General features: G+C 39.1%; 12 protein-coding genes and 1 other annotated feature. Of the genes, 2 read left to right on the top strand and 10 right to left on the bottom strand.

The window, feature by feature from the left end; genetic code table 11:
* Window positions 1-515: 515 nt before the first annotated feature.
* Window positions 516-1,955 (bottom strand): cell wall-binding repeat-containing protein, encoded by a 1,440-nt coding sequence (locus tag WQ54_RS21990; protein ID WP_052737912.1) that lies wholly within the window; start codon window positions 1,953-1,955, stop codon window positions 516-518.
* A gap of 775 nt (window positions 1,956-2,730) precedes the next feature.
* Between WQ54_RS21990 and WQ54_RS21985 the strand changes: the two genes are divergently transcribed.
* Entirely contained in the window at window positions 2,731-3,108 is a 378-nt protein-coding gene (locus WQ54_RS21985; protein ID WP_046587270.1) for an SET domain-containing protein, read from the top strand.
* A 76-nt stretch (window positions 3,109-3,184) separates the two neighbouring features.
* On the opposite strand, the gene WQ54_RS21980 is transcribed toward WQ54_RS21985, so the two are convergent.
* The 4 genes from WQ54_RS21980 to WQ54_RS21965 all read right to left on the bottom strand — a co-directional run bounded on the left by WQ54_RS21980 (window position 3,185) and on the right by WQ54_RS21965 (window position 8,258).
* Window positions 3,185-3,637, bottom strand: a complete 453-nt coding sequence (locus tag WQ54_RS21980; RefSeq protein ID WP_046587269.1) for a VOC family protein — start codon at window positions 3,635-3,637, stop codon at window positions 3,185-3,187.
* Between the two features lie 392 nt (window positions 3,638-4,029).
* Window positions 4,030-4,182 carry a hypothetical protein gene (locus WQ54_RS33870; protein ID WP_156178053.1) on the bottom strand — a complete coding sequence of 51 codons (153 nt, stop codon included), beginning with the start codon at window positions 4,180-4,182 and terminating at the stop codon, window positions 4,030-4,032.
* A 13-nt stretch (window positions 4,183-4,195) separates the two neighbouring features.
* Window positions 4,196-5,767: a 2-isopropylmalate synthase gene (locus WQ54_RS21970; protein WP_046587267.1), complete on the bottom strand. Its 1,572-nt coding sequence runs from the start codon at window positions 5,765-5,767 to the stop codon at window positions 4,196-4,198.
* A 57-nt stretch (window positions 5,768-5,824) separates the two neighbouring features.
* Window positions 5,825-6,067, bottom strand: a binding site (T-box leader).
* Between the two features lie 940 nt (window positions 6,068-7,007).
* Window positions 7,008-8,258 (bottom strand): MFS transporter, encoded by a 1,251-nt coding sequence (locus WQ54_RS21965; RefSeq protein ID WP_046587265.1) that lies wholly within the window; start codon window positions 8,256-8,258, stop codon window positions 7,008-7,010.
* A gap of 546 nt (window positions 8,259-8,804) precedes the next feature.
* On the opposite strand from WQ54_RS21965, the gene WQ54_RS21960 reads away from it, so the two are divergent.
* Window positions 8,805-9,158 carry a glyoxalase superfamily protein gene (locus WQ54_RS21960; RefSeq protein ID WP_046587400.1) on the top strand — a complete coding sequence of 118 codons (354 nt, stop codon included), beginning with the start codon at window positions 8,805-8,807 and terminating at the stop codon, window positions 9,156-9,158.
* A gap of 266 nt (window positions 9,159-9,424) precedes the next feature.
* On the opposite strand, the gene WQ54_RS21955 is transcribed toward WQ54_RS21960, so the two are convergent.
* The 5 genes from WQ54_RS21955 to WQ54_RS21935 form a co-directional block, all read right to left on the bottom strand.
* Window positions 9,425-10,705 carry an FAD-dependent oxidoreductase gene (locus WQ54_RS21955; RefSeq protein WP_197089642.1) on the bottom strand — a complete coding sequence of 427 codons (1,281 nt, stop codon included), beginning with the start codon at window positions 10,703-10,705 and terminating at the stop codon, window positions 9,425-9,427.
* Between the two features lie 33 nt (window positions 10,706-10,738).
* Window positions 10,739-12,313 carry an FAD-dependent oxidoreductase gene (locus WQ54_RS21950; RefSeq protein WP_046587261.1) on the bottom strand — a complete coding sequence of 525 codons (1,575 nt, stop codon included), beginning with the start codon at window positions 12,311-12,313 and terminating at the stop codon, window positions 10,739-10,741.
* 76 nt (window positions 12,314-12,389) lie between these two features.
* The gene (locus WQ54_RS21945) at window positions 12,390-13,883 is read right to left on the bottom strand and encodes an extracellular solute-binding protein (RefSeq protein WP_052737911.1); all 1,494 of its coding nucleotides are present in this window, start codon (window positions 13,881-13,883) and stop codon (window positions 12,390-12,392) included.
* 36 nt (window positions 13,884-13,919) lie between these two features.
* Window positions 13,920-14,780: a carbohydrate ABC transporter permease gene (locus WQ54_RS21940; protein ID WP_046587259.1), complete on the bottom strand. Its 861-nt coding sequence runs from the start codon at window positions 14,778-14,780 to the stop codon at window positions 13,920-13,922.
* Window positions 14,774-15,634, bottom strand: a complete 861-nt coding sequence (locus tag WQ54_RS21935; RefSeq protein ID WP_084822268.1) for a sugar ABC transporter permease — start codon at window positions 15,632-15,634, stop codon at window positions 14,774-14,776. Before WQ54_RS21935 ends, WQ54_RS21940 begins: the two co-directional genes overlap by 7 nt.
* Between the last annotated feature and the right edge of the window lie 290 nt (window positions 15,635-15,924).

Raw genomic sequence — 15,924 nt, 5'->3', positions numbered from 1 at the left:
GGAATTCACCATATCCTCCTTTAGGTAGCTCTTTTCAGATTATCTGTTTCAACATAAGAAGTTTACGCCTAGTTCTTAGTTCTTCCTAATTGTTCAGCCCTTCCCCTAATTCTCGAGAAAATAGGGTACTATGACTTCTGCTGACTTCTGATTGTTCAGCTATCTATCGCTAGATAGGTTACCAAATGTACTTGGCGTTCCAATCAGACCTCCCCAGGTAAGAGTGCAATCTTTCCCTCCACCTATCTGCTTCATTTACTCTGTATCACCTTCGACAGAAAGGACTTTGTTTTGTTAAGCAAACTCATCCAATGATACCTAGCCTTATATGAAGTTCGTGTTCCTCAGACCGGAGGTTTGCCGCTCACTTCCTTCAGATTCCATGTCACCATAGACACCCTTGTGTTAGGCTAACTGTTACTTCTGTCTTCACAGTTCGGGACTTTCACCCTATAGATTACACCCATGCTGGGCGCACTTAAAAAAAAAGCGCGGCACTGTGCCGCGCTTTCCATTTATTCTTCAAACAATTGATCGATTGCACTTTGCGGTAGAGCTGTTTCTCCGCCAAGGATGTAATATACATAAGTTTCATCCATATATTTTTGCACGGTTGTTTTTGTAGCCGTGTTCGCTTTAACCGGATTTGTCAAAATGACAGGGCTGAAATACTGAGCTGCAAGAGCAGAGCCTGCTAGCGCATCAGGATAATTGGTGCCTGTTGCAAAATAAGTATAGAACGGATCAATGTCATCAATAAAAGTATCAATGATCTTGCTGTTTGTTGCATATCGGTCTGCACCGCTGATTCGCTGCCATCCAGTTAGTTTTTTTGCAGCTGCATCGGAAATCGCATTAACTCCTCCGATAACATAGCTCTTTTCTACATTCCAATTATTCATAAAAGTTGTAACAGAACCTGGAACCGAATCCTTTCTTGAAAGAAGAATCGGCATTTCCAATTGAGCAGCAATTGGAGCTATCGATAAAGCATCCGCAAAGTTGCTGCCTGTTGCAACGACAACCGAACCTGCATCTGCTCCGATTTCATCAGCAATTTTTACTGATGTTGCATAACGGTCAGATCCGCTTAACCTTGTTACTTTAATTCCCATATTTTTTACCTGTCTTTCAACATCTGCCGAAATTGCATTTGTTCCGCCAACGATAAATACTTGAGACACGCCTAAACGAATTAGCTCATTTTTAACAACAGACGGAAGGGAAGCTTGTCTTGTCAGCAGCAATGGTGCATTATAGCGGTATGCAAGCGGTGTTGCACTTAGGGCATCAGGAAAGTTTGCACCAGTCGCTAAGACAGCCGTTTCTGCTTCACCATCAAACCAGCCGTCCTGTGAGATTTTAACTGCAGTATCATAGCGGTCATCGCCGGCGAGTCTTTCAAACGTTTGTCCATACTCGATAACATCATGATAGATTCCATACTTTTCATTAAGTTCAGTGGAATAGGAATTTGTTACTTCCAAATAGTAGGATCCAGGCGTAAGAACACTCTCAACACTTTGCAACTCATATCCATCTTCATTTAAAAAAGTGCTCTTTGCTACCTCTGTTCCATCTGATGAAAGGACACGAATAGTAAGTGTTTGTTCTTTTTGATTCTCAGTAAATGCTGCAAGTGAATAATCTGCTTCTTCATTTACTGTGAATTTATAAAGATCAATATCCTTTCCATTATTAACAGACTGGTTATGGCTGCTTCCCTCCAAAAAATACCCGGTCTCTACTTGATTCGCTTTAGCCAACGAATCATTAGGCTCGTCTTCATAATACGTTAGGTCTTCTTCAACAAAGCCAAATGGCTTCATTTCATTTGTCTGTTGCTGCTGCAAAGTTGACCATTTTTCAATAACGTATGCTTTCCCCTCTGCAAACCCCTGTCCCGCAGGTAATGCCAGAAAAAGTCCGCAGGCTAACAATAATTCTTTTTTCATAGTATCCCCCTGTATGTATATATAAAATCTACTAGATTATACGTCCAAACCCATTCAAATGTAATAGGTTATTCTTCCTATATTAGTGGATTGTTTTATATTTTTTTCAGCTTTTTTCGACATAAATAAGCCCTTTCGAAGATCAAGCTTTTCTGAACTGCGCTTTTTCAAATAAAGAAAGAATAGATTCTTTATACAGCAATTTCCTCCGCTGATGATGCATTACAATTCAGCTGAGTCCTACATACGAAGGAAGTGTTAGCTGCGTTATCTGTTCTGCTGTAAGTCGTTGGTTACTATGAGTCCTTTGATGTTATGGTAAGATACTGAAAATTTGGCTCGGAGGCAAAACCCAGTGAAGGTAATTATGCACTAGGTTTAAACTACTGAACGTGCGCCTTTAGTCCGAGGCAGTTTCGTAACGGATGAAATGAAATGTGGTACCCAACCTACACATATCAGTCTGGATACAACCGTTAACGTTTTTGCCTTCGTGCAATATGGCCCTAAACATAAAGAAAATGCACAATTCTTGCAGGAGAATTGCGTCATTTTAATGAATAAAAAAGAAAACACTTTAACACATCGATTAAATTACAGTATAGATTTCTTCTTTTATAAAAAAATAATAGTATATTCCTTTTCTGTAACATTTCCCCAAAGTATACTTTATGTATTGTTAACTTGCTTATATAATTTTGGCCAGTTTGTCGAAATATATAAAAGTAATGGTACAATTAGATAGAAAGCATATTAGATGAGAAGGTGACTTAATATGATTGAGGTAAAAGCCTCTACACTAAGTAATGGAGAATTTAATAGAGGTGTATTCGCTACATGCGATATAAAAAAAGGGGAGCTTATACATGAAGCACCTGTCATTCCTTATCCTAACGATCAGCATAAATACATTGAGAAAACAATACTCGCTGATTACGTTTTTGAGTATGGGATAAACCACTCTGCTGTCATTCTTGGTTATGGAATGCTGTTTAACCATTCGTATGAACCTAATGCAACTTATGATATTAATTTTACAAATCACACGTTTGTATTCTATGCTTTTAGAAATATAAAAGCTGGAGAAGAAATTCTAATCAACTATAATGGCGATGTTGATGACAATGACCCACTTTGGTTTAATAAGGGTTAAAATATTAAATAATCAAGCGCTTCTCTCTTAAAGAAAAGCGCCCTATTGTAGAGTAAATGAAGAAAAGTACAACAATTCATTTTTTCCAATTTTGTATCTCTATAATATTTCCTTCGGGATCTTCTGCATAAACAACTGTTAATACTCCAAGGGAATCGTACTCTTTTTTTTCTAAAGCTCCATATTTCTTTCCACCGCATTCGATTACCTTATTCAAAACTTCTTCCACGTTATCCACTACAAATGCAATATGTCCAAATCCTTGATAGCTAATATTTGATGGATGCCTATCAGGGTTTTCTGGATAATATTGAAAAATCTCTAAAGTTGGTCCTTCATCGTATCCAGGTAAGGTTAGATGGATGCCTTTAATACGAACATTGTCTATATTCGTTACTTTTTCTATCCATTTGCCAGAAAGGTCTCTTTCGGGTAATACAGGCTTACAATCAAAAACCTTCACATAAAAATCAGACAATCTACGCCAGTCTTTTGCAACAATGTTTGTGTGAGCATATTTAATTGACACCGAAATCCCCTACCTTTGTTAAAAAATAGTACTACTTTACCATATCATCTTTCTAGATAATTTACCTTTTACCAATAAGTTTCTCTTTTTATAACATAACTTTTACATTTCAAGGTTAATTTTTTCTTCCTTATTCAAGAATCTTGATCGATTGCTGAAAATTACTCTCGAATGCCCAGCCGCTTGCCAAATTCGTCTTTTATTGTAATAAGACTTCGTCTACTATATTAACGAGCTTATTTACATGACCAATCGGTGCAACACCACCAATTAAAAAGCCCGTTTTCTTCTTTACAAATTTTCCGTCCACCTTACCGATCTTATCACCAACAACTTCCCCCTATTTTGGCTTCACCAAGCATAAAATTAATCGTCTTTGCCATTTATCCCACCTAACACCCAATCGAATCTGCTGCTTCCTGAGCAGTACGTGTGCTAACTGGTTGATCCACTACTTTATTTGAAATCCCTTTATCAATTAACTTTCTTTCCCTCATTTTTATATTCCACTGTGTATTTCTAATAATTGATGCATCATTAAACATATAAAACATAAACCTATTTAACTGAGATCAAATGATCAACAACAATACTATTTATTGCATTGATATACGCTAATGCACTTGCTTTCAAAATATCCGTATCTGTTGCTTTGGCAATATATTTTTCATTTCTATATTCCACTTGGATCTTTACTTTCCCTAATGCCTCTTTACCTCTTGATACACTGCTAATATTGTATTCAATTAATTTAATATCTAAATCACTAATTTCTGAAATGGCGGAATACAAAGCATCAATTGGACCAGTACCGACAGCACTGCTTTTTAATACATGCTTACCTTTTTTAATTTTTATACTCGCAGACGGGAAAATTGAATTACTTATCACTTGTAAGCCCATTAGTTCGTAAAAATTATCACTATAGTGCGTTATATCTTGATTATGAGGAATATTATGTTTTGTGTAATAATTCTCAACGATAACATATAAGTCATGACTATATACTTCTTTTTTTGCATCTGCTAATTCAAGAAAGGATTCAAATATCCTATCAAATTGTGTTTCGGTTAACTGATTAAAACCTAATTTTTCAAGCGCATTTTTCACTGCATGACGACCAGAACGAGCCGTTAAAACAAGTTCCATATCATCTAGGCCGACTTCAATTGGACTAATGATTTCGTAGGCATCCCTTGATTTCAATAAACCATCTTGGTGTATACCTGAAGAATGAGCAAAGGCATTATCTCCTGTAATAGCCTTATTTACTTGTACATCAAGCCCCATTAAACTACTTACCAACTTAGATGTATTCATAATTTCTTTTGTATTTATATTCGTGTATGCTTGATAGACTGCTGAGCGAATATTCATTGCCATCACAACTTCTTCTAATGCCGCATTACCTGCACGTTCACCAATCCCATTGATCGTACATTCCACTTTATCCGCACCATTTTTGATAGCTGAAAGTGTATTTGCGGTTGCCATACCGAGATCATTATGACAATGGACACTTAAAAGTACTTGATCATTTAAGTTTTTTAAGCGATCATTTAATTTAAAGATTAGTTCACCAAACTCTTCCGGCTCAGCATAACCAACTGTATCAGGTACATTAATAATGGTAGCCCCTGCTTTTACCACTGCTTCAATCGTTGCCCATAAGTACTCAAAATCGGAGCGAGACGCGTCTTCTGTTGAATATTGCACATCTGGTAGAAATGTTTTTGCATATTTTACGGCGTCAACACCGATGTCTAATATTTGACTTTTCGATTTCCCAAATTTCTTTTCTACATGAATATCTGAAGTGCCTAAAACTATATGGATTAAGGGTTTTTCAGCAAATTTCACACTATTATAAACAGCATCTATATCAGCTTTTACTGCTCTTGCTAATGCTGTGATCATAATGTCGTCTGTATTTCCTACTTTAGTGGCAATTTCTTTCACAGCATTAAAATCACCAACTGAAGACGCAGGAAAACCGGCTTCAATAATATCAACTTGTAACTTCTTTAGCTGCTGTGCTACTTCTAGTTTTTCATACAAATTGAGCTTAGCCCCTGGAACTTGCTCTCCATCTCTTAAAGTCGTATCAAACACCCAAATTTTTCTCGTCATTTCAGAAACACTCCTTTGTCATATTAATGTATAAAAAAAGCCCCGTCTCTATAAAAATATAGAGACGAGGCATTGCTCGCGGTACCACTCTAATTGATTAATCTTAATGCGATTAACCCACTCATTTTCGGTGGCAATCACCACCTATCTTCATAACGGTAGAAAACCGACATCTCTTACTTATTATGTTCAGAGAGTAGCTCTTGGATGAGTTCAAAGGGAATAACTACCGATTCTCACCAACCATCGGCTCTCTGAGAAGCTTATACACCTTCTACTATTTCCAATCTTTGCTTGTTATTATTTAATTATATGCAATAATATATCTATCAACTCGAGTTGTCAACTGAATTTTTAAAAAACAAGAATCGATTAGGAATCTAAAAATCCCTGCTATCCCTTGCTCCCGATTCAAGAATATTCTAATCAACTTCTATTAGCTGTTTAGTTAAACCAACATGTTATTTTGTTGAACAAACTTCTTTTAAGGGTAGCCCCACCAAAACCTTACAAGTGACCTCTGGTCAATTTTCCATTTGAAACTGGTTTAATGGCGTCAAAATGAATATCCCGTACCAACAGTTCCTGACAATCATACTCCTTGAGGCTTTTTGAATTTTCTAGAAAGAAACGATCGTAACAAAAACCATTTACTACTGTTATAAAATATAAAGCAAAACGTTCCCATTTTGGTGGTAAAGGTCACATGTGACAATGTTCGAATTAATCTCAATATCGATTTTTTCACTTGGAGCACTTGTTAAGCTTGTTTTATTTCATCTTTCTCTATTTCCTGAATCAAATGGGCAATCAAAACTTGAAGTCCTAGCAATCTTTCTTTGCCTTTTGAAAACGCTGTTGTGCTTCCTGGGGGATCATCTTTCCTTGAAATGTTTCATGAATCTTAGATAATTGATCAATCTGGCGATGAATTGTCTAAGATTCATGAAAAACCCTCCTTATCGTTTGAAGCAGATACACGCTCATCAAAACATATACATAACCCTTCCTCAACAAAACGTGCATTTAAAATCAGACTTCATGTCAATGAACGCGACAACGTAACTTTTCATCGATATGCTCCCACTTTAATCGTTGGTTCATCTCCAGCTTGGGTTACTTCTAAATCTTTTTTGGCCGATTTATTTTTATTTCTTTCCCTAAAACAAAAGCTCAGAGTTTTTATTATTCTCTGAGCTTTTGTTTTATTCTATTTTTATAAATTTCGTTCATCTTTCCCTTATTGAGCTGGTTCCTCTACTACCGGCTTCCCTGCATCCATTAACACTTTGTTTGCTCCCAGCATAATGGCAAGGATTAAAATCAATATACCAGTCCCAAGCAGCAGCCATTCCACCTTGATCACGTCTGCCAATGGTCCGAAAATCAGCATGCCCATTGGCATCATTGATGTGGAAATCATCCCTAACACACCGAAAATTCTTCCTAAATAGTTTTCATCTACTTTTTCCTGGAGTACAACGGTTGCAGGTGTATTAAAGAGCGGCGCCGTAATACCGAATATAGCCATGAAAAATATATAAATGGAGAAAAACGGTACAATCCCTAGTGCAATTGTACATATCCCCATTATTAGGCTTGCTAGGGTCATCGTATGAATTTTATTTTTAAAGCCGCCCCAAGAGGCAATAATTGCTCCACCAGCCATCATCCCTACGGAGAAAGCTATTTCAATAGCCGTTAACCGCCAAACTTCGTCACCGAAACTTCTCGTAACTTGCAGTGGCGTCAAAAAAGCGGCAGGTGCCATTAAGACAAAGAAGATCCCAAAGAACAAAAATAACTGTCTTAAAAAAGGGTTATTTTTAATGTACGTGACCCCTTGCTTAAAATCATTGAGATAGCTTGTTGGTTGGTCATCAGCTGCTTTCTGATGTTTCGCGATTTGCAGAAAACCTAATAATGTGAAGATGGCAATGACTGCCGTTATTACATCGATAAAGAAAATAATCTCAAGGGAGGCCATTGATAATAAGGCCGCACTGACAATTGGTGCGATAAACATATTGACTGCTTGCAGACTTCCGTTTATCCCGTTAATTTTCGTCAGCTTATCCTTTGGTACAATCTGCGGTAAAATCGCCCCTACTGCAGGCGTTTGAATACCGGTTCCGATCGCACGAAGAGCAGCCATAAGAAAGAGTAACCACACTGCATCATATCCCATTAAAAAAACAATAGCGAGAAGAAGTGTTGATGTCGCAATTAAGGCATCTGATAAGGCTATCAGTTTTTTTCGGTTATACCGGTCTGCCCACACTCCTGCAAATGGCGATAAAATAAAGGTAGGAATGAAGCCGCATATAATAAAGAGTGTCATCATCATTCCTGACTGTGTATTAAGCGTTACATACCACATCATCGCATATTGAACCAATGCTGAACCAAAAAGCGATATCGTTTGGCTGCTTAAAAACAGCGTTATGTTCTTTTTCCAATTTTCAAATCCATGTTCATTTACTGAGTTCATCTTTTCACGTCCTTTTCATTTTTCATACAAATGCTTTTTACTACGTGAATTCCCCAGTAAAACGATATACGCTCATCTTTCATAAAACGAAAAGGTCACAGACACCTGCCTGTGATTTTGAGTAAACGATTAAACATTTTCCTTATTTAATGAGCAAGAGAACGTCTTTACCCATAAATAAAGAAAGGCAGATTGACCGCCTTTCTTCACCTAGTTTCGTATATGCATCATGAAGATTATAAAAAAGGACAGACTAATCTCGTTTACCCTGCACAAACAGAGCCTTTGAACGTATTCAATTACTGGTTCAAAGCTGTGAAACGAAGTCTGACAGATTGCATTTTTTATAATCCTCCTTTATATAAACATTCACTATAATTTTAGAGTAGAAGATTAAAAAAGTCAATAAATAACAACTGCTTACTCAAACAAGATTCATTGCAGTTCAACCCTTTCCTTTTTAGCGAAAACGCATAATTGCCTTTATGTTTTTTGTTAAATAGTGGATAATGAACCATATACATATTTTTTAAGGAGTGTATGATGGTGATTACCCCTATTTTTCGTATTTTTGATCTGGAAAAAGCAAAGGAATTTTACATCGAATATTTAGGATTTCAGCTTGATTGGACACACCGTTTCGAAACAGACATGCTGATCTATTGTCAGGTATCTTTAAATGATCTTATTTTGCATCTTTCTGAACATCATGGAGACTGCTCCCCAGGCAGTGCCATTCGAATAAAAATGACAGATCTCAAAAAATTTCATTCTATATTAAAAGAAAAAAACTATAAATATGCAAAACCAGGTTTAGAGAAATCTCCTTGGAATACAGTGGAACTAACGGTGAACGATCCTTTTTTTAACAGGATAACTTTTTATGAGGAAATTCTGTAAAAGAAGTACCAGATCACATAAAAGGAAGAGCCTTCGGAAGAGTGCAGAACTCTTTCTGAATTTGTTTTTATATATTGTGTGGAAATTTGCTGAGAAAATGAGTGTTGTCCAATAGAGGCTTTCTATGGGACATTTCCGCTTTGCGATACCTAACTTCTGTCTTATAAAAGCTTTTTATTGACTAATTCCGTTTGTCTATTACAAATGTACGTCCCGTTGAAGCTTTCAACGGGACGTACATTTCTTCTCTTATCTGCCCTTCATCCCTAAACCGTCTTTTTCTCAAACTGTGGCCCTAGATAAGCCCCTTGTTCCAGCAATGAATTCTGGATTTGCTTCACATCTGACTCGCGCGGCAGCTTTCCTTCTTTTGCACATAATGCCGCTGCTGTTCCTGCCGCTTGGCCAATAGCTATTGCAATCGGCTGAACGCGAAGCGCGGAATGAGCTTCATGTGTAGCAGAGATTGGTCTTCCGCCAACAATAAGATTATCAATTTTTTTCGGGATGAGTGATCGATATGGGATATCATACCATTCACCAGGTTTTAAATATTGCAGCAAAGTTCCTTCGCCCGCTGGGTTATGAATATCCACTGGATAGGAACCGAGTGCTACTACATCATCAAATTTGCAGGCGTTTAGCAGTTCTTCAGCTGTTAACTTATAATCGCCGATGACTCTTCGTGATTCCCTGACCCCGATTTGCGGAGCAGTAGTTTGCAGGTAGGCGTTTTCAAAACCGTCAACATGCTTTTTCAAAAAGGCAACAAATTCCTGGACTTGTTCACGGGCTTCAATTTCTGCTGCGGTTAGTTCCCATGGATTTGTTGCATCCTTTAGGATGACACGGGTTTGATTGAAGTGAATTACCCCTTCTTGATTGGCATAGAACCATAGAACATTTTCACGTGGGCATCTTAATTCTCCGCGCTTTTTGGCTTCGATATATAATTCGGTCATTCCCTCGCGGCTTGGCATACGATCAATATCGACATTGGCCATGCGGAAATTCAAGGTCATTGGCTGGCTTAAACTGTCCACTTCTCGGCCCTTTTCGACAGTAGCCCCTGCTAATGCGGATAAATCGGCATCGCCTGTTGTGTCCACATAAATCTTGGCTTTTAAGTCCATTATTCCGGCTTTATTGGCAACACGGATTGATTGGATATACCGTATGGAGTCATCCATTTGCGCGTCTCCTAAGAAGGTATGGTACAAAAGTTCAACACCTGCATCAAGGCAAAGATGCTCGGCTACATATTTTAACGCTTCAGGATCAAAGGCTGTCTTTTGTTTCGGATGTCCATACATGCCAAGCTCTGACATGCCGTCAATTAATTCCTGCAGTACACCATAGATGATTTGTTTAGGTCCGGCTGAATAAGTCATCCACGGATTTACCATCATCGCTGTTCCAGCTCCGCCAAGGAAGCCATATCGTTCAATTAACAGGGTTTTTGCTCCATTTCTGGCAGCTGCTACAGCCGCGGCAATTCCACTTGGTCCTCCGCCGGCAACAATGACATCATATTCATGATTTGACAAGATCATTTTCCCCTTTCCATTGATCATTTTTACTTACAGTGACCGAAGCTTCGGCCATTGGATTTCAATACCTTGCTGAGTAATCAGCTTTTGAAAATCTACCAGGGTTTCATGGTTATTGCGAACTGCACGCGGCTCAAAATTTCCATATATACAGTAAGCGGCTAAATACCCTGCGGATTCTCCAATATTCCATTCAACCGGATGCAAGCGATAGCAGCCATTGGTAATATGGGTGACGCCAAGGTTCTTACATGCTGGCAGCAGATTTTTTACTCTGATTGGGATAAGACTCCCTAAAGGAATTTGAAACGGGTAGCTTGATATATCAATATAGTTTCGATTCCCTGTACTAGGATGCAGATCAATTCGATAGCTGCCAACTCCTACTGAGTCGAAAAATTCCTCAGACCTGGCTTCCCCCCTTGCATCTGGACAGACATGCTGCTCTAACACCGTAAATTCTGCTTTGATCCGGCGTGATTCCCGTATGTACGGGTATTTTGCCAAGCCATCCTCTGTTCCAAATAGATCCTTGCGCAAGCGAAGTCCCGGGTAGCCTTGTTTTCCGTCCGGTCTTGGTGCTTCGGTTTGCATCCAATAAAGCAGGGAAAGACTTAATTGCTTTGCTCCCTGCAAATGCTTCTGCCTTTCTTCTTCACTCACTTCAAAGACTGGTCCTAGCCAGTAATCATTTTGCGGCCAGTTGACAAGGGTCGTATCACTGACAAAGGTTCCAGGTGCAAAATTCTCTTTATCTATGATTCTTCGATATAACCACCATGATGGGAGATCTGTTTCTGGAAATAGGGTAAAGTGTCTTGGTTCCAAAGTAATATGATGCGGAACTGTCCAGCTAAAATGCTTGTCAGGCCAAAAGCTGGCTTGATAGTTTCTCCAAAACTCGTAATTCTCGGGTTTTGGAATCGTATGATCTTCCCCTTCCACATAATCCATTGCAAAACAATGGGTAATCGCCTGCATATCCAGCGGATCAGCCTCATCTGCTAATGCATGGGGTTCACCGGTCTCTTTTTGTGACTCGGAGCCTGTTACATATTCTACATTTGCTAATGGCAATAGATCTCCGCATTCTGTACCATCAAGAAAATAGGTGCCAGTCAATGTCATTCTTGTTCCTGTACCTGCATTCTTTACTTGGACAGCTAAAACGCTGTCTCCTTTTACTTCAGCTTTTTCCGGTACATAATTTGTGAAAATCTTCATCTGACCGCTATGAACATAGGGAGCTAACATCTCTTGAATCACCGCAAGTGCAGCTCTTGGCTCATGGCAAATCCTGCTTACGTTTCCGTTGCCCGGATTGAGAAAGAGACGAGCGCTTGCCTCAGTTGTCAACGGAAAATTTCGTCGATAATACTCTCTGACACGGTTTCGAAATTGGCGATAGCTCTCGGTACATCCGAATTGTTCAATCCATGGATGCTCATCGGGAGGAACTCCCTGGCTTGTCAATTGGCCGCCAATCCAATCAGTTTCCTCTGTCATAATGATCGTTTTTCCCATTTTTGCAGCGGCTAATGCAGCTGCACAGCCGCCGGTACTTCCGCCAATAATCACGATGTCTGCCTTCATTTCCTGATTCATCGTACACTATCACCTTCTGCTTTATATAGTAAGAAGGAAAACAAATTCAGATTATTTTCCTCCCCTTGTTCACGAGTTACTGACTGACAAACTCTGAAATTTGTTCGGTAGCTGAATCTAAATAAGCCTTGTAATTATAGGTACCTTCCAACGTGCTGATGAATTGATCGTATTCATTTAAGGAACGGTTTCCGTATATGAATTTGACGATTTCTTCATTAATATATCGTTCCGCATCTGAAGCAACAAAGCCTTCTGGCAATGTGACTAAACTATCATAAATTTCAATGCGCGGCTGTTCGATTGCGAAATCAATTTGCGGCTGGGCATAGCCGAATTTCGATGCTAAATATTCTGCGTTCGGGCGTCCTGTCAATTGGAAGTAGTGAGAATGCTCAACCCCTTTAGGATCGGTGATTTCCACTTTGTCGCCATTTATCTTATAGTTCTTGCCTTCTTCTCCATACATCACAAGAAGGTTCCCTTCTCTTTCCGATACATAGTTAAAGAGCTCTAAAATCTTTTCAAGCTTTTCTGGTTCTTTTTCTAGAGATTTAGGTAATGACCACATTCTTGAAACCGTGGCAACATCATAAACGCCATCCAAGTTTCCGCCAGGACCCGCAGGTGCTTTGATCTGAATCCATTCTGCTTTTGGGTTTACTAACTTAATTTCCTCTTGGTTTTCCTTTTTCGCGATATCTGTCCAAGAATGGTAGATTAAGCCATATTGGCCTTTGTAAATTTTATCTAAGTGCTGTCTGCCAGTGTTGGCGATTAATTCAGGATCGACAACTCCTTCATCAATCATCCCTTTGATAAAGCCAAGTGCATCCTTCATGGCAGGGTCGTAAAGCGAATTGATAACCTCACCATCCTTAATGTAGAAATTCCCCGGCGTCCCCGCACCGAATGCGCTAAATACACCTGTAAAGCCTGCAAGTCCTCCGCCGGTTATTCCGTACGTATCATTTTTTCCGTTTTGGTCAGGATCATTAAAGGTAAATGCTTTTGCTACTTCTGTGATTTCATCGATTGTTGTTGGAACTTTTAATCCTAAGTTATCCAACCAATCCTTCCGTACCCACCATGTGGAAAATGGAACATCTGGTATCCTCGGAATTCCGTACTGCTTGCCATCAAGATTTCCTTTTTTGAAATTATCATCTCCTGCAAAGGTAACAGAAGGCTGAAGCTTTTCCATATAAGGTGTTAAATCAAGAAGCATGCCTTTCCGCCCGTATTCCGCCATGCGCTGGCGATCCTGAGTGAGGATGATATCAGGATAGTTACCTGCAGCTAATCGAACATTTAATTGATTAAAATAGTCTTCCTCACTTGCCAGTGCTGTTATTTTGATCTTAATTCCTAATGCTTTATTAAGTGCTTCTGCAATCGGATCCGGATCTGGAAATCCTGTCCCTGACATCGCAATTTCAATTTCCATTGGTTTATTCGAATTGCCTGAATCCTGTTCTTTCTCACTAGATGTTTTATTTGAGCTGCAGCCCATGAGAAAAAGACTTATTAAGAGCATCGTGACCACACTAACCAATAATGATTTTTTCATACGTGTTCCTCCCCTTTATATGTCATTCAAAAACAACTAACCTTTTATTGAGCCAATCATGACCCCCTTTGTAAAATGTTTTTGGATAAAAGGATATACAACAATAATTGGCAAGCTTGCTACAATGACTGCAGCCATTTGCAACGTTGTTGTCGGAACATATTCCTCGAGCATTTGCTCAGGATTTGTTGATTGCATTAAAATGTTTCGGATCACTACCTGCAGCGGATATAATTCCGTATCGGTGATATACATGACCGCTTGGAAGAATTCATTCCAATGCCCCACTGCATAAAATAACCCAACCGTCAGTAATACTGGCAATGACAATGGCATGACAATTTGAAAGAGAATTCTAAACTCCTTCGCCCCGTCAATCCTGGCAGAATCAAAAAGTTCATTCGGAATATTTTCAAAAAAGCTTTTCATAATCAGTAAATTGAAGGCTCCGACAGCATTTGGGATGATCATCGCCCACACTGTATCTACAAGACCAGTATCACGGACAACGAGATAGGTTGGAATAATTCCCCCGCTAAACAGAAGGGTAAATACGACTAAAAATAAGAAAAAGTTTCGCCCCGGCAAGTCTTTTCGACTAAGAGGATAGGCCATAAAGGTTGTTAAAAACATATTGACGAGCGTTCCAACTACTGTGATAAAGACGGTTATACCGAATGCTTTCACGATCTCATTTCCTGAAAAAAGCTGATGGTAAGCCTCTAAGGTAAAGCTTTTTGGAATAATGATATAGCCTCCGTTTTTTAACACCTCGCCATATGGTGTGACAGAAACAGCCAGCACGTATAATAACGGAAACACACAGATTATACCGACAATCCCTAAAATGAGATAAATCACAGCATTAAAGATGCGATCCTCAAGCCCTCTTACCAAATTCCTCCCCCCCATCTCTTCGCTAAGCGGTTCGCACTAAGAACCAGGACGAGACCGATGATTGATTTGAATAATCCGACCGCTGCCCCTAAGCTGAAATTCATTTGCTGCAGACCGACACGGAAAACCCATGTGTCTAAAATATCTGCAACTGGATACACCTGAAGGTTATAAAGAATATAAATCTGTTCAAAACCCGCTTCCATAAACTTTCCTAAATGCAGGATAAACAGCAAAATAATTAAATTGCGGATTCCAGGAAGAGTGATATGCCAGATCATGCGAAGCCTGCTTGCTCCGTCTACTCTTGCCGCTTCATAATACTCTGGATTTATGCCAGACATCCCGGCCAAGTAGATGATCGCCCCCCACCCAAGGTTTTGCCAAATATCTGAGCCAACCAGGATGGTCCGGAACCAATCTAGTGATGTTAAAAAGTTGATGGGTTCGATCCCCAATCCTTTTAACCATTGATTCAATAAACCGCTGCTCTCAGACAAAAAGGCAATTAAAATCCCGTAAATGATGACCCATGATAGGAAGTGCGGCATGTAGCTTAAGGTTTGAATGATCCGCTTATACCAGAGAAAGCGGCACTCATGTAATAACAAGGCCAGGAGAATTGGCGGAATCATACCAAAAATAAGCTTATAAAGACTGATTAAAAAGGTATTAGTTAATAACTGGGAGAAATAAGGCGAATCATAAAATGCTTTAAAATGCTTGTACCAAGGATCAGCCCAAGCACTTCCCATGATTCCATCCATGATGTTAAAATCCTTGAACGCGATCACGACTCCGTACATAGGAATGTACTTGTAGATGATGAAATAGATAAGACCTGGGAGAAGCATGAGATAAAAGGCTTTATGTCTCCAAACGAGCTGAAAAATAAGCCGCAGCTTTGTTTCTTTTTTTGGATATACTGTCTTTTCGGTTGCAGTATTTAGGTCCACGTCACCACCCGCCTTTCAGTCTTTTTCCTTACTTGCCATTTAAGCAACTTTAGTTATTGAGACCCCTTGTTAATGTAAACCCTTACATAATTGGCGTTCGAATCATCTCCTTCCGTTTGTCTTACTAGTAGTATAAAAGTCAGGAAATTCTTTTTATATACACATAATCGGTAAAAATGTACGATATG

It is taken from the genome of Bacillus sp. SA1-12, assembly GCF_000981385.1.
GTDB lineage: Bacteria > Bacillota > Bacilli > Bacillales > Bacillaceae > Metabacillus.
Note: the sequence above shows the minus strand (reverse complement) of the source record. Positions and strands in the feature narration are given on the sequence as shown.